Raw genomic sequence first — 23,780 nt, 5'->3', positions numbered from 1 at the left:
GCCGGGCTACGTCAGCCCGGCCGCCCGCGCCCGCTCCACCGCGGGGCCGATCGCCTTGCCGAGCGCCTCCACGTCGGCCTGTGTGGAGGTGTGGCCGAGGGAGAAGCGCAGGGTGCCGCGGGCCAGGTCGGGGTCGGTGCCGGTGGCCAGCAGGACATGGCTGGGCTGGGCGACGCCCGCCGTGCAGGCGGAGCCGGTGGAGCACTCGATGCCCTGGGCGTCGAGCAGGAGCAGCAGGGAGTCGCCCTCGCAGCCGGGGAAGGTGAAGTGGGCGTTGGCCGGCAGGCGCCCCTCCGGTGCCGGGTCGCCGCCGAGGATCGCGTCCGGGACCGCCGTACGGACGGCGTCGACCAAGTCGTCGCGCAGGGCGCCGATCTCGCGGGCGAACCACTCGCGCTGCTCGGCGGCGAGGCGTCCGGCGACCGCGAAGGAGGCCACGGCGGGGACGTCGAGGGTGCCGGAGCGGACGTGGCGCTCCTGGCCGCCGCCGTGCAGGACGGGCACCGGGGTGTACTCGCGGCCCAGCAGCAGCGCGCCGATGCCGTAGGGGCCGCCGATCTTGTGGCCGGAAACGGTCATCGCGGCGAGCCCGGAGGCGGCGAAGTCGACCGGGAGCTGACCGACGGCCTGGACCGCGTCGGCATGCAGCGGTACCCCGAACTCGGCGGCCACGTCGGCGAGTTCACGGACCGGCAGGATGGTGCCGATCTCGTTGTTGGCCCACATGACGGTGGCGAGGGCGACGTCGTCGGGGTTGCGGGCGACGGCCTCGCGCAGCGTGTCGGGGTGCACGCGGCCGTGAGCGTCCACGGGCAGGTACTCGACCCGGGCCCCCTCGTGCTCGCCCAGCCAGTGCACCGCGTCGAGGACCGCGTGGTGTTCGACGGGGCTGGCCAGCACCCGGGTGCGGGCCGGGTCGGCGTCGCGCCGGGCCCAGTACAGGCCCTTGACGGCGAGGTTGTCGGCCTCGGTGCCGCCGGAGGTGAAGACCACCTCGCTGGGGCGGGCGCCGAGCGCTTCGGCGAGGGTCTCGCGGGCCTCCTCGACGGTGCGCCGCGCCCGGCGGCCGGACGCGTGGAGCGAGGAGGCGTTGCCGGTGACGCCCAGGTGGGCGGTGAGTGTCTCGACCGCCTCGGGAAGCATCGGGGTGGTCGCGGCGTGGTCGAGGTAAGCCATGGTGAGGCCGATTCTACGGGGCCCTCGCGCCCGGCCTCAGGGCAAGGTTGGCCGGTTTACAGACTCCACGACATCGTGTTGTCCGTGGCCATGAACGCGACCAGGACCAGCAGGTCGGCGACGCCCAGGCCGAGACCGAGCAGGGCCCGGCCGCGGCGGGCGGTGCCGCGCCACAGGGCGACCGAGGCCAGGGCGATGGCGATCGGGCCCAGGAAGACGTTGAGGACGAGCAGGCCGAGCAGGCCGAGGACGAAGGAGGCGACGGCCATGCCGTCGGTGTCCCGGATGCCGGTGGGGCGGGTGGAACGGTTGGCCGGTGCGGTGAGCTGCATGAGGTTCTCCCTGCCGTGCGTCAGTGGGCGGAGGTGCTCCGTCGGCGGCCGTGCCGCTCGCGGATCGCGAAGACGCCGAGCCAGACGGCGATGACCAGGCCGACGGCGACGGAGAAGGTGAGCGGCGCGTGGGCGACGGTGCCCAGCACCACACCGAGGAGCAGCAGTGCGACAACGAGAAAGATCATGGTGCGCGGATCCCCCCAATCTCTGGCAATCTCTGGTTACAGTTGTTCACTGACTACCCAGTCTAGCGCGGGACGCCGCTTTCCAATTCCAGAGAACAGTTGTTAACTGCATGGTATGAGTCACACTCCCGGCGTTCGGCAGGCCCAGAAGCGCAAGACCCGGCAGGCGCTCCTGGACGCGGCGCTCGGGCTGCTGGAGGAGCAGAGCCTGAGCAGCCTGGGTCTGCGCGAGGTCACCCGCGCCGTGGGGGTCGCCCCGACCGCCTTCTACCGGCACTTCCGCTCCACGGCGGACCTGGGGGTGGCACTGGTCGAGGAGGCGCTGGGCAGTCTGCATCCGATGATCCGGACGACGGTGTCTCCGGCCGAGGGCAGCGACGAACGCATCGCCCGCGCGGTCGAGTTGATCGCCGGACACGTGGCCGCGCATCCGGCGCACGTCCGGTTCATCGCCCGTGAACGGCACGGCGGCGTGCAGCCGGTGCGCGAGGCCATACGGGAGCAACTGGCCCGGTTCGCCGAGGAGGTGCAGGCCGAGCTGGCCAAGGACGCGGAGTCGGCGGGCTGGAGCGACGCGGACCTGCGGATGCTGGCGGGCCTCTACGTCGACCAGATGCTGATCACGGCCTCGCTGTTCCTGGAGGCCCTGGACGCCCCCGAGGAGGAGCGCAGGCGCGCCGGGGAGACGGCGACGCGCCAACTGCGGCTGATCAGCGTCGGCCGCCGGCACTGGCTGGACTGACCGGACCTCCGGCGGCCGAGCACCGGGCGGCCGGCGCGGCGCCGGTCAGGCGAGCCGGACCCGGGCCAGCTGCCGGGACTGGGCGACGAGACGGTCGGCGCTGTCCCAGACCTCGCCGTCCTCCTCCAGGAAGCCGCCGGCGAGGTTGCGGGTGGTGATGGAGACCCGCAGCGGGCCCGGCGCCGGACGGCACCGCACGTGCACGGTCAGCTCGACCGTGGGCACCCAGCCCTTCAGCCCCATCTCGAAGGCGGTCGGGGGCAGCGCGTCCACCGCGAGGAGCAGCGAGAGCGGGTCGGCGTCGCGGCCGTCGGCCAGCCCGAACCAGGCGCGCATCTCACCCCGGCCGCTGGGCTGCCCGAGCGCCCAGCCCAGCGTGGCGGGGTCGAGCTTCAGCTTCAGCCGGTCGGCGATGGCGGAGCTGCCGTCGACGGGGGCGGGGCCGTCCTCCGGGCCGAAGCAGTGCTCGGCCGGCGGGATCGCGGGCGGCTTCGCGGAGGTGCGGACGTCGTCGGGCAGCGCGTCGAGGTCGCCGTAGGAGGCGAGGACGCGGATGCGCTCGACCTCGTTGCCCTCGTCGTCGCACTGGAAGAGGGATGCCTGCCCGGTGGAGAGACCGCGTCCCGCGCGGACGGTCTCGGTGCGCACGACCGCGGGGCCCGGGTGGGAGGCGGTCAGGTAGTGCGCCGAGACCGTGAAGGGGTCCGGGTGCGGGAGGGCGTCGCCCAGGGCGCGGCCCAGGACGGCCAGCAGGTAGCCGCCGTTGACGGCGTTGATGATCGTCCAGCCGGCGGAGAGGTCGATGTCGTAGACACCGGGGGCGCGCCGCGTGACGTGCGTGTCCCGGTCGAACTCGCTGTCGCCGACGGTGGCCGGTACGGCCGGGGCGGAGGCTGCTTCTGGCATGGCTGCACGGTACATCAGGAAACTACTAAGCGGTAGCTTTTCTCTGCTTCATGCCTGCGGCTCCGTGCCTGCGACGACCGGCCTGCGGCTCCGTGCCTGCGGCTTCACGCCTGCTCCTCCCGCGCCCGCAGGTACGCCTCCAGTTCCGCGGCCCCGGCCAGCAGCGCACGGCCGCGGGCGGAGAGGCGGTCGTGCCAGTCGCGCAGGGTGGACTCCAGGGGCTCCAGTCCGCCGGCCGACCGCACCTGCTCGATCACCGGCGCGATCCGGGCCAGCGGGTAGCCGCCCCGCCTGAGCTGGTGGGCCAGCTTGGCGTCCCGCACGTCGGCCTCGCCGTAGACCCGGTAGCCGGTCAGCGGGTCGCGGCTCGGACGCACCAGCCCGGCACGCTCCCACTTGCGCAGGGTCGCGGGGCGGATGCCCAGCTCCCGGGCGAGCGGCCCGACGAACCTGCCGGCGGACGCGGACGTCACGGCGGGGGCGGCGGCGACACCGGCCCCCGGCCGCCCGAGCTCCCGCAGCGCGCCCTCGACGGCCTCCAGGGTCCGCCGGTCGTCGAGCAACTGCGCGTGGCTCTCGTCGATCAGCCGGAACGCCTCGCCCGTCGCGCCCTCGTTCACCGCCCGCATCACCGAGGTCGCCGTCCGGTGGCCGTGGCCGGGCAGCAGGGCGAGGAAGGCGTCCAGCGCCCGCGCGTGCAGCGGCGTGTAGGTGCGGTAGCCGTGGGCCGTGCGGTCGGCCGCCGGAAGGATGCCGGCCTCCTCGTAGTTCCTGACCGCCTGCGTGGACAGACCGTGCCCGCGGGCCAGATCGACGGGCCTGAGCTTTCCCCTGCTTTGAAGGTCGTGCGCCACACACCGGACGATATCGCGGCCAAGTCTCAACCGAAAGTTCAACGATACGGTTCAATACATGGCTACTGGCATCAAGGACATCACGCTCCCCGTGGACGCCGCCGCCGTCCTGGGCATGCTCCCGGCCCGGCCCGGCGTGCTCGCCCTGGGCGAGCCCACCCACGGCGAGGACACCCTCCTCGACGTGCGCAACGATCTCTTCCGGCAGCTCGTCGAGGAAGAGGGCTACCGGACCCTCGCGATCGAGAGCGACTGCCTGGCCGGACTGGTCGTGGACGACTACGTCACCTCGGGCACCGGCACGCTCGACGACGCGATGGAGCACGGCTTCAGCCACGGCCTCGGCTCCTTTGACGCCAACCGTGACCTCGTGCGCTGGATGCGCGCGTACAACGACGGCCGGCCCCCGGCCGAGCGGGTGCGCTTCGCCGGACTCGACGGCCCGCTGGAGATCACCGGCGCCGCGAGCCCCCGGCGGGCCGTCACCGCGCTCCACGACCACCTGTCGGCACGCGTCGACCCCGGCCTGCTCCCCTGCACCGCCGGGACCCTCGACCGCCTGCTCGGCGCCGACGAGATGTGGACCGAGCCCGCGGCGATGACGGACCCGGCGCGGTCGGTCGGGCGGTCGGCCGGGGCCGGGGAGTTGCGGGCCCTCGCCCACGACCTGGTGGCACTCTTCGACGAGCAGACGCCGCACCTGCTCGCGACGGGCTCGCGGGACGACTGGGACCGGGCGCGGCTGTACGGGCGTACCGCGACCGGACTGCTGGACTACCACCGCTGGATGGCCGACACCTCCCCGGCCCGGATGAACCGGCTGCTCGGCGTGCGGGACCGGATGATGGCCGGCAACCTCCTCGCGCTCGCGGAGCGCGGCCGGGTGCTGGTCCACGCCCACAACTCCCACCTCCAGCGCGAGCGGAGCACGATGCGCATGTGGCAGGGTCCGGTGGCGTGGTGGAGCGCCGGTGCGCTGGTGAGCGCCCGACTCGGCGCGGAGTACGCCTTCGTGGCCACGGCTCTCGGCACGATCCGCCACCGGGGTGTGGACACTCCCCCGCCCGGCACCCTCGAAGGGCACCTGTACGCGCTGCCGGAGGACCGCTGCGCCGTGGACGCCGGACGGCTGGCCTCCGCCCTCGGCGACCCGCGGCCCGAGCCCCGGGTGTCCCCCTGGTTCGGCTACGCCCCGCTCGACCCCGCCCACCTGGACACGATCGACGGCGTCGTCTTCATCAAGGACATGCCGGACAGGGACGCGCCGGACAGGCCCTGACGGTCACTCACCCTCCACCACCGTCGACCGCCGGTTCCAGGCGCGGGGGGCCCGCCAGTGGAAGCGCAGCGCGAGCAGCCGCAGGACGAATGCGGTGACGACCGCGAGTGCGCTGGTGAACGGGGTGAGGGCCTCGTAGCGGATGCACAGGGCGACCATCGCGGAGCCGACGATCGCCGGGACGGCGTACAGGTCGCGGTCCCAGCGCAGGAGTGAGGGCACCTCGTTGGCGAGCACGTCGCGCAGGACGCCGCCGCCGACCGCGGTGGCCAGGCCCAGGCAGGCGGAGGCGGTCAGGCCGAGCCCGTAGTCGTACGCCTTGGTGGTGCCGGCGACGCAGAACAGGCCGAGGCCGGCCGCGTCGAAGATGTTCACGCCGGTCTGGAGGCGCTCCACGTGGGGGTGGAGGAAGAAGACCAGCACCGTGGCGAGCAGCGGGGTGACGAAGTACCCGAGGTCCGTGAACGCGGCGGGCGGCACCGCCCCGATGACCAGGTCCCGGAACAGCCCGCCGCCCAGGGCGGTGACCTCGGCGAGGACGGCGATGCCGAACACGTCGAAGTTCTTGCGTACGGCCAGCAGCGCGCCGGAGATGGCGAAGACGAAGATGCCGATCAGGTCGAGTGTGTGCTGGACGGTGGGGCTGAAGAGTTCCTCGTACACCCGGCCATTCTCACCCGCCGACGAGCCCCCGCCTCACGCATGAGGGCGGGGGCTCGTGGGCGGACGGGTCACTTCTCCTTGGCGGGAGGCTCCTCGTCGGTGGTCTCGGAGGTGGCCTCGGTGGCCTTGGTGCTGGTGGCCTCGGCGGACGCCTCTCCGTCCTCGGCGGACGCCTCTTCGGCTTCGGCGGCCGCCTCTTCGGCCTCGGCGATCGCCTCGACCTCCGCGGCCACGGCCGCCGAGGTCGCCGCCGACTCCGCGAGGGCGTCCTCCGACACCAGCTCCGCCGCCTCCTTGGCGGCCGTGAGCAGGACGACGTCCTGCGGGGCCTGGTCCTCGAAGTTCTCCGGGTGGTGGCACGCCACCTGCTGGCCGGGGCGCAGCTCCTTGAGCGGCGGCTCGGTGGTGGTGCAGATCTGCGTCGCCTTCCAGCACCGGGTGTGGAACCGGCAGCCGCTCGGCGGCGCGATCGGCGAGGGCACGTCGCCCTTGAGCAGGATGCGCTCGCTCTTGGCACCGCGGCGCGCCGGGTCCGGAATCGGCACCGCCGACATCAGGGCCTTGGTGTACGGGTGCATCGGCGACTTGTAGAGCAGGTCGCGGTCGGCCAGCTCCATGATCTTGCCGAGGTACATCACCGCGATCCGGTCCGAGACGTGCCGGACGACGGACAGGTCGTGCGCGATGATCACGTACGTCAGACCCAGCTCGGTCTGGAGGTCGTCGAGCAGGTTGACGACCTGTGCCTGGATCGACACGTCCAGGGCGGACACCGGCTCGTCCGCCACGACCATCTTCGGGTTGAGCGCGAGCGCGCGGGCGATGCCGATGCGCTGGCGCTGGCCGCCGGAGAACTCGTGCGGGTAGCGGTTGTAGTGCTCGGGGTTGAGACCGACCACCGACAGCAGCCGCTGGACCTCCTTCTTGACCCCGCCCTCGGGCTCGACGCCCTGGAGCTTGAAGGGGGCGCTGACGATCGTGCCGATGGTGTGGCGCGGGTTCAGCGAGGAGTACGGGTCCTGGAAGATCATCTGCACGTCGCGGCGCAGCGGACGCATCCCGCCGACCCCGAGGTGGGTGATGTCCTTGCCCTCGAACTCGACCTTGCCCGCGGTCGGTTCGAGCAGCCGGGTGATCAGCCGGCCCATGGTCGACTTGCCGCAGCCCGACTCGCCCACGACGCCGAGGGTCTCGCCGGAGCGGACCTCGAAGTCGATGCCGTCGACGGCGCGGACGGCGCCGACCTGGCGCTGCAGCAGGCCCTTCTTGATCGGGAAGTGCTTCTGCAGCCCGGTGACCTTCAGCAGGGTCTCGCCGGGGGCGGCGTCCTTGGTGAGGGTGGCGCCGCTGCTCTGTGCGGGGATGGTCACCGCTGTGTCCTCTGCCTTCGCTTTGTCACTCACAGCTTCGGCGCAATCTCTTCGGTCCAGATACGCTCCCGCTGCTCCTGCGACATGTGGCAGGCGGCCCAGTGCTTGCTGCCGACCTCGGTCAGGTCCGGGCGGACCGTGCGGGTGAGATCGTCCTTGGGCACGTCGGCGTACGGGCAGCGCGGGTTGAAGGCGCAGCCGGACGGGAGGTTGATGAGGGAGGGCGGGGAGCCCTTGACCGGGATGAGGCGTTCCTGCTGGTCGCGGTCGAGCCGCGGCATCGAGCCGAGCAGACCCCAGGTGTAGGGGTGCCGGGGCTCGTAGAACACCTTCTCCGCCGGACCCCGCTCGACGCACCGGCCGCCGTACATCACCAGAAGGTCGTCGGCCAGTTCGGCGACGACGCCCAGGTCGTGGGTGATGATGATGACCGCCGAGCCGAACTCCTTCTGCAGGTCCCGGATCAGGTCCAGGATCTGCGCCTGGACGGTCACGTCCAGGGCGGTGGTCGGCTCGTCCGCGATGAGCAGTTCCGGGTTGTTGACCAGCGACATCGCGATCATCGCGCGCTGGCGCATACCGCCGGAGAACTCGTGCGGGTAGCTGTCCACCCGCTTGTCCGGCTGCGGGATGCCGACGCGGTCGAGCATCTCCACGGCGCGGCGCTTGGCGGTCTTCTTGTCCACGTCGTGGTGGATGCGGTACGCCTCCACGATCTGCTGCCCGATCGTGTAGTACGGGTGCAGCGCGGACAGCGGGTCCTGGAAGATCATCGCCATGTTCCGGCCGCGCAGCTTGCGCACGTGGTCCGGGTCGGCGGAGAGCAGCTCGGTGCCGTCCAGCCAGATCTCGCCGGATATCTGGGCCTTGCGCTTGCCGTACTGGCCGGCGGTGTGCAGGCCCATGATGCCGAGCGAGGTCACCGACTTGCCGGAGCCGGACTCGCCCACGATGCCGAGGGTCTTGCCCTTCTCCAGCTGGAAGCTGAGCCCGTCGACGGACTTGACCAGTCCGTCGTCGGTGGGGAAGTGCACCTTCAGGTCGCGTACTTCCAGGAACGCCTTCGGAGCGGGCGAGGTGCCGGTGGGCTCGCCCACGGCTGCTCCGCTCTTGCTCAGTTCGGTCATGCGAGCCTCACTCGGGGGTCGATCACGGCGTACAGGACGTCCACCACGAGGTTGGCGATCAGCACCGCGAGAGAAGTGATCAGGACGACACCCAGGATAAAGGGCAGGTCCTGGTTCTGGATCGCGTCCAGCACCTTCTGGCCGAGGCCGGGGAGGCTGAACGTGGTCTCGGTGAGGATCGCGCCGCCCATGAGGGCGCCGAGGTCCATGCCGAGCATGGTCAGCAGCGGGGTCAGGGTGGACCGCATCGCGTGCTTGCGGATGACGACCGTCTCCTTGAGGCCCTTGGCCCGCGCCGTGCGGATGTAGTCCTCACCGAGGATCTCCATCATGGTGGCCCGGGTGATCCGGGCGTACATCGCGGCGTACAGGAAGGCCAGGGTGATCCAGGGCAGGATCATGCCGCCGAACCAGCCGGAGAAGCTCTCGTCCAGCGGGACGAACTCCGCGTTGATCCAGCCCAGGCTGTGGGAGAAGATCGCGAGGCTGAGCAGACCGGTGAAGTAGATGGGGAGGGAGACGCCCGCGAGCGCGACGACCATCGCACCGCGGTCCCACAGGGTGCCCCGCTTGAGCGCGGAGAGCACGCCCGCCGCGAGACCGAAGATCAGCCACAGCACGGCCGCACCGAGCGCGAGAGCCAGGGTCACCGGGAAACGCTCGGTCAGCACGGGCCAGACGGCCTGTTCGCTGCGGAAGGAGTAGCCGAAGCAGGGGGCCGCGCACTCGGTGACGTCGCCGCCGCCCGAGTAGGTCCGGCCCGCGAAGATCGCCTTGAAGAACTCCCATGCCTGGACGAAGACCGGGTCGCCCAGACCCAGCTTCTGGCGCACCGCTTCGACGGAGGCCGGGTCGGCCTGCTTGCCCACGAAGCTCGTGGCGATGTCGACGCCCGCCCACTTGGGGACGAGGAAGAAGATGCCGAAGACCACCAGGATGATGACCACGAGCATCACTACGGCGGCGAACAGCCGCCTGATGAGGTAAGCGAGCACAGCTTACGGCCCGCCGCGGATCGCGGGCCGCCGGAGGTCTTCCGGCGGCCCGCGGTCACGCCGCGCCGGCCTTCACCTGCCTTTCGTGCCGTACGGCGGGTGTACCGGTTACTTCGAGGACTTCAGGCCGAGGTTGACGAAGTCGTACATACCGCTGTAGCCGTCGGTCGTGTAGACGTTCGCCACGCGGCTGGAGCGCCAGTTGATGAACTTCTCGAAGACGAAGGGCAGGTAGTAGCCGCCCTCCATCACCTTGTGGTTGATCTGCTTGGCGATGTCCGCCTTGCCGGCGTCGTCCAGGGTGGTGACGTACTTGTCGAACAGGCCGTCGATCTCCTTGTCCTTGATGAGCGCGTAGTTGTTGTTACCGCTCTCGAGGATGTAGTCGCTGCTCCACAGCGGGAGACCGTAGCCCTGGACCGACGGGAAGTCGGGGCCCCAGCCCATGATGATGATGCCGTAGTTCTTCTTGATCACGTTCGACGGGCTGCCGATGATGCCGGCGGTCTGCGAACCGTCGTACTGGTCGATGTCGACCGTGATGCCGATCTTCTTCAGCGACGCCTGGAGCGACTCGGCGGTGGCCACCTCGACCGGCTTGTTGTTGCGGACCGCGATGGTGGTCTTGAAGCCGTTGGGCTTGCCGCAGGCCTTCAGCTCTTCCTTGGCCTTGGCGACGTTGCCCTTCTTGTTGGCACCGGCCATCTCGTACGGGTCGTACTTCTGGCCCTCGGAGCCCGGCACCGCCGGCGGCAGCATGTTGGTGCCGATGTCGCCACCGGCCTGCGGGCCACCGCGCGCGGTCTGGAGCGAGACGTGGTCGGCCCCGTAGAGCACGGCCTTGCGGCAGTGGATGTTGTCGAACGGCTTCACGCTCTGCGGGAAGACCGCGTAGCGGATGTAGCCGGAGACCGGGTTGTCGACGTTGCCCTTGTGCTGCTTCAGGGCGGTGGTGCGGCCCTGGGGAGACAGACCGGTCTGGGCCAGGTCGATGTCGTAGTCGCCGGCGATCAGACGCTGGTCAAGCTCGTTGGCGTTGGTGAAGAACTTGATCGTGACCTTGTCCGGGTACGCCTTGCGGACCGGGTCCGAGTCCTGCTTCCACTCGGTGTTGCGGACCAGGGTGAGGTCCTTGCCCGGGTTGTAGGACTGGAACTTGTACGGGCCGGAGGAGAACGGCTTCAGGCCGTACTTGGACTTGGTGTCCTTGTCCTGGCGGACCGGGGACGCCGAGGTCAGCGCGAGCATCTCCTCGAAGTCCGAGTTGGCCTGCGGCAGCTTGAAGACGATGGTCTTGTCGTCCGGCGTCTCGATCGCCTTCAGACCCAGCTTGTCCGCGGACTTGTCCTTGTAGGGGCCCTGGTACTTGTCCTCGGGGTCGAGCACCTCCTTGAGGTACGTCGGACCGCCGGAGAGGACGTCCTGCGCCCACACGCGCTCGATGCCGTACTTGATGTCCTTGGAGGTGATCGGCTTGCCGTCCTCCCAGGTGACGCCGTCACGCAGGGTGTACGTGTAGGTCTTGCCGTCGTCCGAGACCTTGGCGACATCGGTGGCGAGGTCGGGCGTCACGCCCGCGCCCTCCTCACCGGGCGCCGGCGTGTTCGTCACGAGCTGGCGGGAGTAGTACCGCGAGAAGTTCCACATGAAGCCGTAGTAGCCGCGGGTGGTGTCCCACGAGTCGGCGTCCTGGACGCTGGCGAACTTCAGTTCGCCGCCCTTCTTGGCCTGGTCGGCCTGGGCGACCTTGTTGTTCGCGGCGTCGAAGCCGGCCGCGCCGTTCTTCGACCCCTCGCCGTCGCTGTCACCGCCGCCGCCGCACGCCGCCGTGGTCAGCAGCGCGGCGACCACTGCGGCAGCGGCCATGGCCTGCTTGCGCCGCCCTGAGGTGCGTTGGGTAGTCACGATCTCGGATCCTCCGGATTAGATGAGAGACCCCGTGCAGGTGCCACGGGTCGCTTGCCGGTACGGCAGGTCAGCGGGAGCCCTTCGGGTCCAGCGCATCGCGTACGCCGTCACCGAAGAGGTTGAAGGCAAGAACGGTGATGAAGATCGCCAAACCGGGGATCACCATGTACATGGGATCCGACTGGTAGTAGTCGATCGCGCTCGAGAGCATCTGCCCCCAGGACGACGTGGGCGGCTTGACGCCCACGCCCAGGAAGCTGAGTGCCGCCTCGGTGAGGATGTTGGTGGGGATCATCATCGTCGTGTACACGATGATCGGGGCCACCAGGTTGGGCAGCAGTTCCTTGAACAGGATGTAGAAGCGTCCCGCCCCCAGGGACCGCGCGGCCTCCACGTACTCCCGTTCACGCATGGAGAGCGTCTGGCCGCGCACCACGCGCCCGATGTAGGGCCAGCCGAAGAAGCCGATGACGAGGATCATCACGAAGAGGCGCACGCCCGTGCCGCTGAGTCCCAGCATCTCGTTCGGCATCACCGAGACCAGCGCGATGATGAAGAGCAGCTGCGGGAAGGCCAGCAGGCCGTCCATGACGCGGCTGATCAGGGCGTCGACCCAGCCGCCGAAGAAGCCGGCGAGCACACCCAGGACGGTGCCGATGACCACGGCGACGATCGCGGACAGGAAGCCGACGAGCAGCGAGATCCGGGCGCCGTGGACGATGCGGGCGAAGATGTCGCGGCCGTTGACCGGCTCGACACCGAACCAGTGGTCGCCGCTGATGCCGCCGAGTGACCCCCTGGGCGTGCCGAACAGCGGGTCGATCAGGTCCTCGTGGTAGACGTCCGGGTCCTGCCCGACGATGTTGGTGATCAGAGGCGCGAAGATCGCGACCACGACGAGCAGGAGCACCACGACGCCGCCCGTCAGGGCGAGCTTGTCCCGCTTCAGGCGCTCCCAGGCGATCCGGCCAAGGGAACGCCCCTGTACCGCCTTGGCTTCGGCGCCGGCAACCGCCGCTTCCTCGGCCGCACTCGGGGCCGCTTCCGCGGTCGGCTCGTGCAATGGTGCCGTCATCTGGCAGGGACCCCTCTCAACCGGCGGTAGCCGGCCCGCACTTGCCGCTGTAGCGGCGTGATCCGTCCGTCGTACAAAGGGGCGAGCATCCACCCCTTGTTGCGGGAGTCTTCAACGCTTTGGCGATCTGTAGCCAGACTTGACGGTGAATGGATGCGCAACCGTGATGCTGTTCGAGGTGTTCCGTTATCCGGACAGTGGGTAACGGGGGCCGGACGCGGATGAGTTGGGACAGAGGGGACAAGGCGGTGCTTTGCACCCTCATCTACGCGCGAAGATCGCCACCGGTCACCCCGGGGCCGGGCCCGCGACCGTCAGTACCGGCCCCCGGCCGGAGGGTATCCGTACCCGCCCACCGGTGCCTGGGCCGGGGCGGGGCCGTGGGCCTCGCGGTCGTAGAACGGACGGGCGTGGGCGCGCAGCCACATGGCGACCGGGTCGTGGATGTCGGTCATCGCCACCGTCGACACCGCGAGCCCGTCCGGTACCGCGCCGACGGACTGCTGCATCATCGCGCGCACCGCGTCGACGGCCGGCGGGGAGGTGTCGTAGACCTCGAGACCGATGGCGAGGTACGGCGCCCCGAGCGCGGGCTGCACCCAGGCGCGGCGCAGCGCGCGGACCGCCGGGGTGCGGTGGGCGTTCTGCGTGAGCAGGGCGTAGAACTGGGGGATCTCGATGGCCGGTTCGGACAGCCGCAGGGGTCCGGCGGGCTGGCGGTCCAGGCCGGAGGCGATCCGGCGCAGATCCGGCCAGGGGATGCCGACGCCGCCGCCGGGAGCGTGCGGGTTGAGCCAGAGGCCGAAGTGGTCCGGGTAGAGGGCGCGGGCCGCCTCCAGGCCGTCGACCACCTCGTACGACCTGTTCCAGCCGCTGGCCGACAGCTCCTGGGCGGAGGTGACGCACGGCGCGTAGCCGTAGCCCTCGACCTCCATGTTTCCGTACTGGGCGTCCGGGGAGCCGGCCTGGCCCTGCCACAGCAGCATCCAGACCTGGCCGGAGGTGGGGGTGGCGAGCGCGCGCAGCAGGGCCTCGTAGGCGTCGTAGCGCCCGGGCGTCACCTGGCGCAGCATGTGCTCGACCTGCCCGGTCGTGGTGCCGCTGGCGCTCACGTCTGTGGCCCTTTCTGGAAGTTCCCGGTCGTGGAAACAGCTTACGGCTCCGCGGGGTGGGGGGCGCCTATGAGCTCGGGGGGCGCGGTCGTCCTGCGGGTGCGGGTGCGTCGTGGCTTGTCGCGGCCACGCGGCGGAGCCGCACACGTCACAGACCCGCGCCCCTTGGTGGCGCTGCCCTGACCGGCGTTCGCAAGTCCCGGTCGTAGACGTTTACAAGTCCCGGTCGTAGAAGGGGCGGACCCTGTCCCTCATCCAGTCGCAGACCGGGTCCTGGGCGGCCTCCAGGAGGACCAGGTTGACCGGCCACTTCGGCGGGGCGGTGGTGAGGGCTCGGCCCAGGGCCTCCAGGGGGAGGGCTCGGGCGTCGCCCTCCCAGTGGGTGAGTTCGACGCCGACGAACAGGGTGGGGTCGGCGGTCTCGACGGCGGCCAGGCAGCGGCGGGCGGTGCGCACCACGCCGGTGGCGGCGAACTCGGCGGAGGCCGCGGCGAGGAAGTCGACCGGGTCGTCCTGCCAGTCCGGTTCGAAGAGGCGCACCCGGCCGCCGGACGCGGGCCCGTCCAGCGGGGTGCGGCCGGCCCGGCACAGCTCGGCCACGGCGGGCGGCGGCAGCGGGATGCCGACCACGCCCTCCGGGTTCACGGCGATGCCGACCTGCGGGGGCAGACCGCGGGCGAACTCCGCGGCGGGGGCGACGGTGTACGCCATCTGCGCCCCGGCGATCTGGCGGAGCTGCTCCTCGGAGCTGAACACCGGCACGTAGGCCTGGCCGTCGATCTCCAGGGAGGGCAGGTCGAGGGGGCCGCTGTGCGGGCCGCCGCCGTTCGGCAGGGGGATCCAGAGGAAGCTGCGGCCGAGCACCTCCACGATCCGCCCGCCGGCGCCCGGTATGCCGAGGGAGGCGGAGAGCACCTCCTCCAGTTCGTTGCCGGGCCAACCGCCGTGCGGGTGGGGGTGTGCCTGTGCCGGGAACCCCGGGAAGTCCATCTGCCTACCGCCTGCCTGGTACCGCTGTCCTGGCTGGAAAGGCTAACCCGTTCGGCCCGGCTCCCCGCGGTCCGTCATCCGGTGAAGGCGATGCGGCGGAGGGCGTCCGCGGCCGCCCGGTCCAGGACGATCGCCGAGGTGCAGCCGGCGGGCAGGGCGCCCCCGGTCACGGCGCGCAGCAGGCGGGAGTTGGCCGCGCGGTGCCGCAGGAACGCGTACCGGGAGACGCCGCGGCCGCGCTCGCGCTGCCCGGCCAGGGCCTGGTCGACGCCGACGTCGAGGAGCAGCAGGTGCAGGGTGCCGTCGCGGCGGCGGGCCTCCCGGGCCAGCCAGCCGCGCACCCAGGACTGGGTGCCGCAGTCGTGCACGACGACGCCCTCGCCGGAGCGCAGCGCCTTGCGGAGCCCCGCGTAGTGGGCGAGGCGGACCAGGGGGCGGTAGAGCGCGTACGGCAGGAAGCCCGGCATGCGGCGCTCCCAGCGGTCCCGGGTGTCCTGGGAGTCGATGCGCGGGCCGCGCACGGTGCGCGCCATCAGGGTGGACTTGCCGCTGCCGGGCAGGCCGGTGATCACCACCAGGTCCCGGGGTCCGAAGAGCAGGGCGTGCGGGCCGTGCCCGTCCCGCTCGCGCAGGTCGCGGACGACGGGCGCGGGCCGTTCGGCACACGATTGAGGGGCCGGGGCTGAGGGCTGCTCGGGCAGCGCGAGGCCCGAGGTCGTGGCGTAGGCCGTGGTCCTGTTCACCGTGATCGTCTCCCCTGGGGCGGTTCACGAGTTCCCATCCCCGTCGAGTGTAAAGAGAAGGTAATGCGCGGGTCTCGCGATTTCGTTCGCCAACTGCCACAAGCCGGTTACAGATCACGGTCTGCCACGAATCGGCCGGTCGTGCAATGATGGCGGCGCCAACTGCATACCGGCCGTTTGAATCCGCGCGGGAGAGTCCCCGGCCACGCCGGGGCGCCGAAGGAGCAAGTCCCTCCCTTGAATCTCTCAGGCCCCCGTTACCGCGCGGGCGAGGCACATCTGAAAAGCGGGCCGCCGTCCGACGGCTGCCCCACCCAAGGTGCAAGCCCTGATCGCCGTACTCCGGTGGTCGTGGCGAACCTCTCAGGTTCCGATGACAGATGGGGAGGACCGACCTCGCCCGTGCCGTCCTGTCCTGGGAGACGACCGACCGATGAGCAGTTCGAATATCCGCCGTACCGCGCTCGACGCCACCCACCGCGCGCTGGGCGCGACGATGACCGACTTCGCCGGCTGGGACATGCCCCTGCGCTACGCCTCCGAGCGTGACGAGCACGTCGCGGTGCGCACCCGGGCCGGTCTCTTCGACCTCTCGCACATGGGCGAGATCACCGTCACCGGGCCGCAGGCCGCCGCGCTGCTGGACTTCGCGCTGGTCGGCAACATCGGCGGCGTGAAGCCGGGCCGCGCCCGCTACACCATGATCTGCCGCGAGGACGGCGGCATCCTGGACGACCTGATCGTCTACCGGCTGGCAGACGCCGAGTACATGGTCGTCGCCAACGCCGGCAACGCGCAGACCGTGCTCGACGCGCTGACCGAGCGGGCGGCTGGCTTCGACGCCGAGGTGCGCGACGACCGCGACGCCTACGCGCTGCTCGCCGTGCAGGGCCCCGAGTCCCCGGGCATCCTCAAGAGCCTCACCGACGCCGACCTGGACGGCCTGAAGTACTACGCCGGTCTGCCCGGCACGGTGGCCGGTGTCCCGGCGCTGATCGCACGCACCGGCTACACCGGTGAGGACGGCTTCGAGCTGTTCGTGAAGCCGGAGCACGCCGTCGAGCTGTGGCAGGCGCTGACCGAGGCGGGCCAGGGCGTCGGTCTCGTCCCCTGCGGCCTGTCCTGCCGGGACACGCTCCGCCTGGAGGCGGGCATGCCGCTGTACGGGCACGAGCTGACGACCTCGCTGACGCCCTTCGACGCCGGGCTCGGCCGGGTGGTGAAGTTCGAGAAGGAGGGCGACTTCGTCGGGCGCGCCGCGCTGACCGGGGCCGCCGCCGAGGCCGAGCAGAACCCGCCCCGCGTGCTGGTCGGCCTGGTCGCCGAGGGCCGCCGGGTCCCGCGCGCCGGGTACCAGGTCGTCGCCGGCGGCGAGGTGATCGGCGAGGTCACCTCCGGCGCCCCCTCCCCCACGCTGGGCAAGCCGATCGCCATGGCGTACGTCGACGCGGCGCACGCGGCACCGGGGACCGAGGGTGTGGGCGTGGACATCCGGGGCAGCCACGAGCCGTACGAGGTCGTGGCACTGCCCTTCTACAAGCGCCAGAAGTAGACACTGAGGGCGGGAGGCCACCGGCCCCCCGCGCGTGTCCTTGCTGCTCAACGGCAGTGTCAGCAGTCCCCCCATTCATCAGCAGTCACCCGCGTACAGGAGAATTCAGGCCATGAGCAACCCCCAGCAGCTGCGCTACAGCAAGGAGCACGAGTGGCTGTCGGCCGCCGAGGACGGCGCCTCGACGGTCGGCATCACGGAGCACGCGGCCAACGCGCTCGGTGACGTCGTCTTCGTGCAGCTTCCCGAGGTCGGCGACTCGGTGTCCGCGGGCGAGACCTGCGGCGAACTGGAGTCGACCAAGTCCGTCTCCGACCTGTACTCCCCCGTCTCCGGTGAGGTCACCGAGATCAACGAGGACGTCGTCAACGACCCGTCGCTGGTGAACAGCGCCCCCTTCGAGGGCGGCTGGCTGTTCAAGGTCCGGGTCACGGACGAGCCGGGCGACCTGCTCTCCGCCGACGAGTACACCGCATTCGCGGGCGCCTGAGGAGTCACGGACGTATGTCGCTTCTGAACACACCCCTGCACGAGCTCGACCCCGACGTCGCCGCCGCCGTCGACGCCGAGCTGGACCGCCAGCAGTCCACCCTGGAGATGATCGCCTCCGAGAACTTCGCGCCCGTCGCGGTCATGGAGGCCCAGGGCTCGGTCCTGACCAACAAGTACGCCGAGGGCTACCCCGGCCGCCGCTACTACGGCGGCTGCGAGCACGTCGACGTGGTCGAGCAGATCGCCATCGACCGGGTCAAGGCGCTCTTCGGCGCCGAGCACGCCAACGTGCAGCCGCACTCCGGCGCCCAGGCCAACGCCGCCGCGATGCACGCGCTGCTCAAGCCCGGTGACACGATCATGGGTCTGAACCTCGCCCACGGCGGGCACCTGACCCACGGCATGAAGATCAACTTCTCCGGCAAGCTCTACAACGTCGTCCCGTACCACGTCGGTGACGACGGCCAGGTCGACATGGCCGAGGTGGAGCGCCTCGCCAAGGAGCACCGGCCGAAGCTGATCGTCGCCGGCTGGTCGGCCTACCCCCGGCAGCTGGACTTCGCCGCCTTCCGCAAGGTGGCCGACGAGGTCGGCGCGTACCTCATGGTCGACATGGCGCACTTCGCCGGTCTGGTCGCGGCGGGCCTGCACCCGAACCCGGTGCCGCACGCCCACGTGGTCACCACCACGACCCACAAGACGCTGGGCGGCCCGCGCGGCGGTGTGATCCTCTCCACTGCCGACCTGGCCAAGAAGATCAACTCCGCCGTCTTCCCCGGTCAGCAGGGTGGACCGCTGGAGCACGTGGTCGCCGCCAAGGCCGTCGCCTTCAAGGTCGCCGCGAGCGAGGACTTCAAGGAGCGCCAGACCCGTACGCTGGACGGTGCCCGCATCCTGGCCGAGCGCCTGGTGCGGGACGACGCGAAGGCGGCGGGCGTGTCGGTCCTGACCGGCGGCACGGACGTCCACCTGGTCCTGGTCGACCTGCGCGACTCCGAGCTGGACGGCCAGCAGGCCGAGGACCGCCTCCACGAGGTCGGCATCACGGTCAACCGCAACGCCGTCCCGAACGACCCGCGTCCGCCGATGGTGACCTCCGGGCTGCGCATCGGTACGCCGGCCCTGGCGACCCGCGGCTTCACGGCCGAGGACTTCGCCGAGGTCGCGGACGTGATCGCCGAGGCGCTGAAGCCGTCCTACGACGCCGAGGCGCTGACCGCCCGGGTGAAGGCCCTGGCCGACAAGCACCCGCTGTACCCGGGTCTGAACAAGTAGACACCGCGTGATCGGGGCGCCGCGCCCGCCACAAGCGAGCCCGGCGCCCCGCCCTGAAGCACCACCCTCTGCACCACCCCCGTTCTGAGGAGACCCCCGTGGCCATCTCGGTCTTCGACCTGTTCTCGATCGGCATCGGCCCGTCGAGCTCGCACACGGTCGGCCCGATGCGCGCGGCCCGCATGTTCGCCCGCCGCCTGCGCAACGAGGAGCTGCTGGACTCCGTCGCCTCCGTCCGGGCCGAGCTGTACGGCTCGCTCGGCGCCACCGGACACGGCCACGGCACCCCCAAGGCGGTGCTGCTCGGCCTGGAGGGCGACTCGCCGCGCACGGTGGACGTGGAGACGGCCGACGACCGCGTCGAGACGATCAGGTCCTCGGGCCGCATCCGCCTGCTCGGCGAGCACGAGATCGCCTTCGCCTACGACGACGACATGGTCCTGCACCGCCGCGAGACCCTCCCCTACCACGCCAACGGCATGACCCTGTGGGCGTACGACGCCGAGGGCGCCGAGGTGCTGACCAAGACGTACTACTCGGTCGGCGGCGGCTTCGTCGTCGACGAGGACGCGGTGGGCGCGGACCGCATCGTGCTCGACGACACGGTGCTCAAGTACCCCTTCCGCACCGGCGACGAGCTGCTGCGCCTGGCCCGGGACACCGGCCTGTCGATCTCCGCCCTGATGCTGGAGAACGAGCGGGCCTGGCGCGACGAGGACGAGATCCGCGCCGGCCTGCTGGAGATCTGGCGCGTGATGCGGGCGTGCGTGGACCGCGGCATGACCCGCGAGGGCATACTCCCCGGCGGCCTGAAGGTCCGCCGCCGCGCCGCCAACACCGCCCGCAAGCTGCGCTCCGAGGGCGACCCGCAGGCCCTGGCCATGGAGTGGATCACCCTCTACGCGATGGCCGTGAACGAGGAGAACGCGGCCGGCGGCCGGGTCGTCACCGCCCCGACGAACGGCGCGGCGGGCATCATCCCGGCCGTCCTGCACTACTACGTCAACTTCGTGCCCGGCGCCGACGAGGACGGCGTGGTCCGCTTCCTGCTCGCGGCCGGCGCGATCGGCATGCTCTTCAAGGAGAACGCCTCCATCTCCGGCGCCGAGGTCGGCTGCCAGGGCGAGGTCGGCTCCGCCTGCTCGATGGCGGCGGGCGCCCTCGCCGAGGTGCTGGGCGGCTCCCCCGAGCAGGTGGAGAACGCCGCCGAGATCGGCATGGAGCACAACCTCGGCCTCACCTGCGACCCGGTCGGCGGCCTCGTCCAGATCCCGTGCATCGAGCGCAACGGCATGGCCGCGGTGAAGGCGGTCACGGCGGCCCGGATGGCGATGCGCGGCGACGGCTCCCACAAGGTCTCCCTCGACAAGGTCATCAAGACCATGAAGGACACCGGCGCCGACATGTCCGTGAAGTACAAGGAGACGGCGCGGGGTGGGCTCGCGGTGAACATCATCGAGTGCTGACGGCCGGAGCGGCGCGGCTCCGCTCCGTGTGACGGGGGCACGGCTCTCCGTCCCCCGGTCCCGCCGCGTCAGACGATGCCCGCCGCCGCGACGGCGAGCGCGGTCCGCACGGTTCTCGCCAGGTCCGCCCGCGCGGACGCGGCGTCGGCGCCCGGCCCGGCGGCGCGAAAGGCGTGGTGCTCGACCGCCGCGCGCAGGGCGGCGTTGAGCATGGCGGCCCAGACGGCCGGCCGTACGTCGTCGGCGGGGAGTCCGGCCCGCTCGGCGAGGGCCCGCGCGAAGACGGGTTCGGCCTCGTCGTGGGTCTGCAGCCAGACCGCGCGCAAGCCCGCCTCGGTCCGGGCCAGGCGGAGCAGGGCGCCGACGTCGGGGCCGGGCAGGGCGGCGTCGCCGGCCCACAACTCGCCGAAGGCCTCCGGCAGGGGGCGCCCGTGTTCCCAGTGCCGCAGGGCCTCGGCGATCGTGTCGACGCCGGTCGCCAGCAGCGGCCGTACGCAGCTCTCCTTGGTGGGGAAGTAGCGCCAGACGGTGCGGGCCGAGACACCGACCGCCCGTCCGATCTGCTCTCCGGTGGTCGCGGCGACCCCTTGGTCGACGAACAGGTCGACCGCCGCCCTGGCGATCTCCAGCCGGATGGCGGTCTTTCGCTCCTCGGTCAACGGCGGCCGTCCCGTCCGTCCGCTCGCTGCGGTCATCTGTCCTCCGGCCCCTGTGGTCGATGCCGCGTCCATTCTCCCCCTTCGGTTCGGGACGCCACGACTTTATGTCACTCAGAGACATAAAGGGGCTAGGGTGTCGGTGCGGTGGCGCAGCGTCCCACCGCACCGACAGGCACCTCAGTGGACGGAGCACCTCATGAACGGCGACACCGCCGACACCGGCCATCCGAACGGACGCGGCGTGATCGTCACCGGAGCCGGATCGGGCATCGGCCGCGCGGCCGCCCTCGCCTTCGCCGCCCAGGGCGACCGTGTCGTGGTGGCCGACCTCAACGCCGACGGGGCCGCGGCGACCGTCGAGGAGATCGAGCGGTCGGGCGGCACGGCGGTGGCCGTCACGGGCGACCTCAGCGAGCAGAGCGTGGTGGACCGCGTCACGGCGACGGCCGTCGAGCGGTTCGGCGGCGTGGACGTCCTGGTCAACAACGCGGGGATCATGGACAGCATGTCGGCCCTGGCCGACGTGAGCGACGCCGAATGGGAACGGCTCATCCGGGTCAACCTCACCGCCCCCTTCCTGCTCACCCGCGCCGTACTGCCGCACATGCTGGCCGCGGGCCGGGGCGCCATAGTGAACACCGCGTCCGAGGCCGCCCTGCGCGGCAGCGCGGCGGGTGCCGCGTACACGGCGTCCAAGCACGGCGTGGTGGGACTGACGAAATCGCTGGCGGTGATGTACCGCAGCAACGGCATCCGGTCCAACGCGATCTGCCCGGGCGGCACGGCGACCGCGATCGGAGTGCGGGCCGACCCGACGGCCCACGGCCCGGCGGCGATCGGTCCGCACTTCGTCAACCTCGGCCGGGTGTCACGGCCGGAGGAGCAGGCGGCCGCGATCCTCTTCCTCGCCTCGGACGCCGCGAGCAACGTCAACGGCGCGATCCTGCCGGTCGACGACGGCTGGTCCGCCGTCTGACCGGCCTCCGCGTCCCCGGCCGGAACGCAGGCTCAGGTCCGCGCCCGCCCACCGGGCGTGAGGACCTCGTCCAGAGACGTCTCGCGCCACGCCTTCAAGAGCTCGTGGAAGGCGAACGCGCCGTGCGGGTAGGCGGTCGGGCCGTTGGGACGGCCGCGCCCCTCGCCGTTGTAGTAGCCGGGGGTGCACTCGGCGTGGAACCACTCGTGGTCCGGGGCGTGCTCGGCCAGCACCGCGAGCCAGGCGTCCTCGGCCTCGCGGGACGGCTCGATCACCGCACCCCGGTCCTCGGCGGCGGCCACCAACGCCGCGGCGTGCACGGCGTGTTCGTCCAGCACGTGGGTGAAGTTGACGCTGGCGGCACCCTGGACGCCCCCCAGCTGGATCAGGTTCGGGAAGCCGTTGGTCGTGAACCCGTGCAGCGTGCGCGGCCCCCGCTCCCGCCAGGCGTCCCGCAGCGGGACCCCGTCCCTGCCGTGCACGGGCAGCCGGCCGGAGTGGACGCCGGAGTTCCCGACGGAGAATCCGGTCGCGAAGATCAGGCAGTCGAGGGCGTACTCGGTGTCGCCGACCACTACACCGCGTGCGGTCATCCGCTCGATGCCCTGGGTGTCGGCGGTGTCGACCAGGGTGACGTTGTCCCGGTTGAAGGCCTGGAGGTACAGGTCGGAGAACGTGGGACGCTTGCAGGCGTACCGGTACCAGGGCTTGAGCCGCTCGGCCGTGTCCGGGTCCGTGACGACCTGCTCGACGCGGGCACGGATCTCGTTCATCTTCGCGGCGTCCGCGGCCTCGTAGGCCGCCTCGAAGGCCGCCGGGTCCCCTTGCCGCCGGAAACTCGGCAGGAGCTTCTCCAGGAGGCCGGCCGACGAGGTCCACCGGTCCGCCACGAGGTCGTCGTCCACGTGCTCGCCGGAGACGATGCGCAGGAAGTTGTCGCGGCGCTCCCGCGCCCAGCCGTCGCGGTCCGCGCCGACGTCCCGTGCGGTGGTGCGCCGGTTGCCGCGGACGTCCACCGTGGACGGCGTGCGCTGGAAGACGAAGAGGTGTCCGGCGTCCTCGGCCAGCGCGGGGACGACCTGGATACCGGTGGCGCCGGTGCCCACGACCCCCACCCGCTTGTCCGCGAGACGGGTCAGACCGCCCTGGGGGGTCCCTCCCGTGTACGCGTAGTCCCAGCGCGAGGTGTGGAAGGTGTGACCCTCGAACTCCTCGATCCCGGGGATGCCGGGCAGCTTGAGCTCGGTCAGGGTGCCGGTGGCCGTGACGACGTACGTCGCGCGGAACTCGTCGCCCCGGTCGGTCGTGACGGTCCACGCACCACAGGTGTCGTCCCAGGTCAGGGACGTCACCGCCGTGGAGAACAAGGCGTCCGCGCAGAGGCCGGACTTCTCGGCGATCCGCACCGCGTGGCGGCGGATCTCCTCGCCGGGCGCGTACTTCCACTCCGGTACGTACCCGGTCTCGTCGAGCATCGGCAGGTAGACGTGCGACTCGACGTCGCAGTGGATGCCCGGGTACCGGTTCCAGTACCAGGTGCCTCCGAAGTCACCGCCCTTCTCGACGATCCGGATGCGGCCGACGCCCCGCTGACGCAGCCGCGCACCCGCGAGGATGCCGCCGAACCCGCCGCCGACGACCACGACGTCCACGGTGTCCCGCAGCGGCTCGCGCCCGGACTTCCCGCCCGCGTAGGGGTCTTCGGCGTAGTAGCCGAACCGGGCCTCCGCGGCGAGGTACTGCCGGGCGCCGTCGGGCCTTACCCGGCGCTCCCGTTCGAGGCGGTAGCGCCGCCTCAGCTCGGCCAGCGCGTCGGGGGACAGCGCGTCGGTGTTCGTCATGTGGGGGGCCTCGATCCTTCCGGTTCACTGCCAGACGCCCGCACCGCCCGTGAAGTGTG

The 23,780-nt window shown here is 71.3% G+C and carries 23 protein-coding genes and 1 riboswitch; of the genes, 7 read left to right on the top strand and 16 right to left on the bottom strand.

Going from position 1 to position 23,780, the window contains the following annotated elements:
* Positions 1–6: 6 nt before the first annotated feature.
* Genes ACGF3J_RS08275 through ACGF3J_RS08265 form a run of 3 tightly spaced genes read right to left on the bottom strand, consistent with a single transcriptional unit; the run spans position 7 to position 1,696 of the window.
* The gene (locus ACGF3J_RS08275; protein WP_161327153.1) at positions 7–1,176 is read right to left on the bottom strand and encodes a cysteine desulfurase family protein; all 1,170 of its coding nucleotides are present in this window, start codon (positions 1,174–1,176) and stop codon (positions 7–9) included.
* 56 nt (positions 1,177–1,232) lie between these two features.
* Positions 1,233–1,508 (bottom strand): DUF4190 domain-containing protein, encoded by a 276-nt coding sequence (locus tag ACGF3J_RS08270; RefSeq protein WP_122617603.1) that lies wholly within the window; start codon positions 1,506–1,508, stop codon positions 1,233–1,235.
* 20 nt (positions 1,509–1,528) lie between these two features.
* Positions 1,529–1,696 (bottom strand): hypothetical protein, encoded by a 168-nt coding sequence (locus tag ACGF3J_RS08265; RefSeq protein WP_122617602.1) that lies wholly within the window; start codon positions 1,694–1,696, stop codon positions 1,529–1,531.
* A 115-nt stretch (positions 1,697–1,811) separates the two neighbouring features.
* On the opposite strand from ACGF3J_RS08265, the gene ACGF3J_RS08260 reads away from it, so the two are divergent.
* Positions 1,812–2,438, top strand: coding sequence for a TetR family transcriptional regulator (locus ACGF3J_RS08260; RefSeq protein ID WP_393853661.1), 627 nt, complete (start codon positions 1,812–1,814; stop codon positions 2,436–2,438).
* A gap of 45 nt (positions 2,439–2,483) precedes the next feature.
* Here ACGF3J_RS08260 and ACGF3J_RS08255 read toward each other — a convergent pair whose 3' ends face one another.
* Together ACGF3J_RS08255 and ACGF3J_RS08250 are read right to left on the bottom strand one after the other, a co-directional pair.
* A complete protein-coding gene (locus tag ACGF3J_RS08255) occupies positions 2,484–3,344 on the bottom strand; it encodes a thioesterase family protein (RefSeq protein ID WP_393853660.1) in 861 nt (286 codons plus the stop codon).
* Positions 3,345–3,448: 104 nt separating this feature from the next.
* Positions 3,449–4,198 (bottom strand): TioE family transcriptional regulator, encoded by a 750-nt coding sequence (locus ACGF3J_RS08250; protein ID WP_393853659.1) that lies wholly within the window; start codon positions 4,196–4,198, stop codon positions 3,449–3,451.
* Between the two features lie 58 nt (positions 4,199–4,256).
* On the opposite strand from ACGF3J_RS08250, the gene ACGF3J_RS08245 reads away from it, so the two are divergent.
* The gene (locus ACGF3J_RS08245; protein WP_161327149.1) at positions 4,257–5,477 is read left to right on the top strand and encodes an erythromycin esterase family protein; all 1,221 of its coding nucleotides are present in this window, start codon (positions 4,257–4,259) and stop codon (positions 5,475–5,477) included.
* Between the two features lie 3 nt (positions 5,478–5,480).
* On the opposite strand, the gene ACGF3J_RS08240 is transcribed toward ACGF3J_RS08245, so the two are convergent.
* The 9 genes from ACGF3J_RS08240 to ACGF3J_RS08200 all read right to left on the bottom strand — a co-directional run bounded on the left by ACGF3J_RS08240 (position 5,481) and on the right by ACGF3J_RS08200 (position 15,460).
* On the bottom strand, positions 5,481–6,140 hold the full coding sequence (locus ACGF3J_RS08240; protein ID WP_161327148.1) for a trimeric intracellular cation channel family protein: 660 nt from the start codon (positions 6,138–6,140) through the stop codon (positions 5,481–5,483).
* 68 nt (positions 6,141–6,208) lie between these two features.
* The gene (locus ACGF3J_RS08235; RefSeq protein WP_393853658.1) at positions 6,209–7,510 is read right to left on the bottom strand and encodes an ABC transporter ATP-binding protein; all 1,302 of its coding nucleotides are present in this window, start codon (positions 7,508–7,510) and stop codon (positions 6,209–6,211) included.
* A 29-nt stretch (positions 7,511–7,539) separates the two neighbouring features.
* Positions 7,540–8,637, bottom strand: coding sequence for an ABC transporter ATP-binding protein (locus ACGF3J_RS08230; protein WP_161327146.1), 1,098 nt, complete (start codon positions 8,635–8,637; stop codon positions 7,540–7,542).
* On the bottom strand, positions 8,634–9,632 hold the full coding sequence (locus ACGF3J_RS08225) for an ABC transporter permease (protein ID WP_161327144.1): 999 nt from the start codon (positions 9,630–9,632) through the stop codon (positions 8,634–8,636). The genes ACGF3J_RS08230 and ACGF3J_RS08225 overlap by 4 nt, the downstream gene beginning before the upstream one ends.
* Positions 9,633–9,740: 108 nt before the next feature.
* Positions 9,741–11,537 carry an ABC transporter substrate-binding protein gene (locus ACGF3J_RS08220; protein WP_161327142.1) on the bottom strand — a complete coding sequence of 599 codons (1,797 nt, stop codon included), beginning with the start codon at positions 11,535–11,537 and terminating at the stop codon, positions 9,741–9,743.
* 70 nt (positions 11,538–11,607) lie between these two features.
* Complete coding sequence (locus ACGF3J_RS08215; RefSeq protein WP_161327140.1) at positions 11,608–12,615, bottom strand: ABC transporter permease; 1,008 nt, start codon at positions 12,613–12,615, stop codon at positions 11,608–11,610.
* Between the two features lie 314 nt (positions 12,616–12,929).
* Complete coding sequence (locus ACGF3J_RS08210; protein WP_393853657.1) at positions 12,930–13,727, bottom strand: enhanced serine sensitivity protein SseB C-terminal domain-containing protein; 798 nt, start codon at positions 13,725–13,727, stop codon at positions 12,930–12,932.
* Between the two features lie 213 nt (positions 13,728–13,940).
* Positions 13,941–14,717: an enhanced serine sensitivity protein SseB gene (locus ACGF3J_RS08205; protein WP_393853656.1), complete on the bottom strand. Its 777-nt coding sequence runs from the start codon at positions 14,715–14,717 to the stop codon at positions 13,941–13,943.
* A gap of 74 nt (positions 14,718–14,791) precedes the next feature.
* Entirely contained in the window at positions 14,792–15,460 is a 669-nt protein-coding gene (locus ACGF3J_RS08200; protein WP_161327133.1) for an AAA family ATPase, read from the bottom strand.
* A gap of 178 nt (positions 15,461–15,638) precedes the next feature.
* A riboswitch (glycine riboswitch) is annotated at positions 15,639–15,733 on the top strand.
* A gap of 160 nt (positions 15,734–15,893) precedes the next feature.
* Here ACGF3J_RS08200 and gcvT point away from each other — a divergent pair.
* The 4 genes from gcvT to ACGF3J_RS08180 all read left to right on the top strand — a co-directional run bounded on the left by gcvT (position 15,894) and on the right by ACGF3J_RS08180 (position 20,245).
* Entirely contained in the window at positions 15,894–17,012 is a 1,119-nt protein-coding gene (gene gcvT, locus ACGF3J_RS08195) for a glycine cleavage system aminomethyltransferase GcvT (protein WP_161327131.1), read from the top strand.
* 112 nt (positions 17,013–17,124) lie between these two features.
* Positions 17,125–17,502, top strand: a complete 378-nt coding sequence (gene gcvH, locus ACGF3J_RS08190) for a glycine cleavage system protein GcvH (protein ID WP_122617587.1) — start codon at positions 17,125–17,127, stop codon at positions 17,500–17,502.
* Positions 17,503–17,516: 14 nt separating this feature from the next.
* On the top strand, positions 17,517–18,779 hold the full coding sequence (gene glyA / locus ACGF3J_RS08185; RefSeq protein ID WP_386932062.1) for a serine hydroxymethyltransferase: 1,263 nt from the start codon (positions 17,517–17,519) through the stop codon (positions 18,777–18,779).
* Between the two features lie 98 nt (positions 18,780–18,877).
* The gene (locus tag ACGF3J_RS08180) at positions 18,878–20,245 is read left to right on the top strand and encodes an L-serine ammonia-lyase (protein WP_161327127.1); all 1,368 of its coding nucleotides are present in this window, start codon (positions 18,878–18,880) and stop codon (positions 20,243–20,245) included.
* A 68-nt stretch (positions 20,246–20,313) separates the two neighbouring features.
* On the opposite strand, the gene ACGF3J_RS08175 is transcribed toward ACGF3J_RS08180, so the two are convergent.
* The gene (locus ACGF3J_RS08175; RefSeq protein WP_393853655.1) at positions 20,314–20,940 is read right to left on the bottom strand and encodes a TetR/AcrR family transcriptional regulator; all 627 of its coding nucleotides are present in this window, start codon (positions 20,938–20,940) and stop codon (positions 20,314–20,316) included.
* A gap of 160 nt (positions 20,941–21,100) precedes the next feature.
* On the opposite strand from ACGF3J_RS08175, the gene ACGF3J_RS08170 reads away from it, so the two are divergent.
* Entirely contained in the window at positions 21,101–21,880 is a 780-nt protein-coding gene (locus ACGF3J_RS08170) for an SDR family NAD(P)-dependent oxidoreductase (RefSeq protein ID WP_393853654.1), read from the top strand.
* Between the two features lie 32 nt (positions 21,881–21,912).
* On the opposite strand, the gene ACGF3J_RS08165 is transcribed toward ACGF3J_RS08170, so the two are convergent.
* Positions 21,913–23,721, bottom strand: a complete 1,809-nt coding sequence (locus ACGF3J_RS08165) for a flavin-containing monooxygenase (protein WP_393853653.1) — start codon at positions 23,719–23,721, stop codon at positions 21,913–21,915.
* Positions 23,722–23,780 lie beyond the last annotated feature (59 nt).

The organism is Streptomyces sp. NPDC048171, assembly GCF_043202655.1.
In the GTDB taxonomy this organism is placed as follows: domain Bacteria; phylum Actinomycetota; class Actinomycetes; order Streptomycetales; family Streptomycetaceae; genus Streptomyces.
The sequence above is the reverse complement of the archived record's forward strand: the minus strand, read 5'-3'. Positions and strand labels throughout refer to the sequence as shown.

Excerpts from the sequence above, each read along its gene's own strand:
- ACGF3J_RS08275 (WP_161327153.1), bottom strand. The coding sequence starts at position 1,176 with ATGGCTTACCTCGACCACGCCGCGACCACCCCGATGCTTCCCGAGGCG.
- ACGF3J_RS08270 (WP_122617603.1), bottom strand. The coding sequence starts at position 1,508 with ATGCAGCTCACCGCACCGGCCAACCGTTCCACCCGCCCCACCGGCATC.
- ACGF3J_RS08265 (WP_122617602.1), bottom strand. The coding sequence starts at position 1,696 with ATGATCTTTCTCGTTGTCGCACTGCTGCTCCTCGGTGTGGTGCTGGGC.
- ACGF3J_RS08260 (WP_393853661.1), top strand. The coding sequence starts at position 1,812 with ATGAGTCACACTCCCGGCGTTCGGCAGGCCCAGAAGCGCAAGACCCGG.
- ACGF3J_RS08255 (WP_393853660.1), bottom strand. The coding sequence starts at position 3,344 with ATGCCAGAAGCAGCCTCCGCCCCGGCCGTACCGGCCACCGTCGGCGAC.
- ACGF3J_RS08245 (WP_161327149.1), top strand. The coding sequence starts at position 4,257 with ATGGCTACTGGCATCAAGGACATCACGCTCCCCGTGGACGCCGCCGCC.
- ACGF3J_RS08230 (WP_161327146.1), bottom strand. The coding sequence starts at position 8,637 with ATGACCGAACTGAGCAAGAGCGGAGCAGCCGTGGGCGAGCCCACCGGC.
- ACGF3J_RS08215 (WP_161327140.1), bottom strand. The coding sequence starts at position 12,615 with ATGACGGCACCATTGCACGAGCCGACCGCGGAAGCGGCCCCGAGTGCG.
- ACGF3J_RS08205 (WP_393853656.1), bottom strand. The coding sequence starts at position 14,717 with ATGGACTTCCCGGGGTTCCCGGCACAGGCACACCCCCACCCGCACGGC.
- gcvT (WP_161327131.1), top strand. The coding sequence starts at position 15,894 with ATGAGCAGTTCGAATATCCGCCGTACCGCGCTCGACGCCACCCACCGC.
- gcvH (WP_122617587.1), top strand. The coding sequence starts at position 17,125 with ATGAGCAACCCCCAGCAGCTGCGCTACAGCAAGGAGCACGAGTGGCTG.
- glyA (WP_386932062.1), top strand. The coding sequence starts at position 17,517 with ATGTCGCTTCTGAACACACCCCTGCACGAGCTCGACCCCGACGTCGCC.
- ACGF3J_RS08175 (WP_393853655.1), bottom strand. The coding sequence starts at position 20,940 with ATGACCGCAGCGAGCGGACGGACGGGACGGCCGCCGTTGACCGAGGAG.
- ACGF3J_RS08170 (WP_393853654.1), top strand. The coding sequence starts at position 21,101 with ATGAACGGCGACACCGCCGACACCGGCCATCCGAACGGACGCGGCGTG.
- ACGF3J_RS08165 (WP_393853653.1), bottom strand. The coding sequence starts at position 23,721 with ATGACGAACACCGACGCGCTGTCCCCCGACGCGCTGGCCGAGCTGAGG.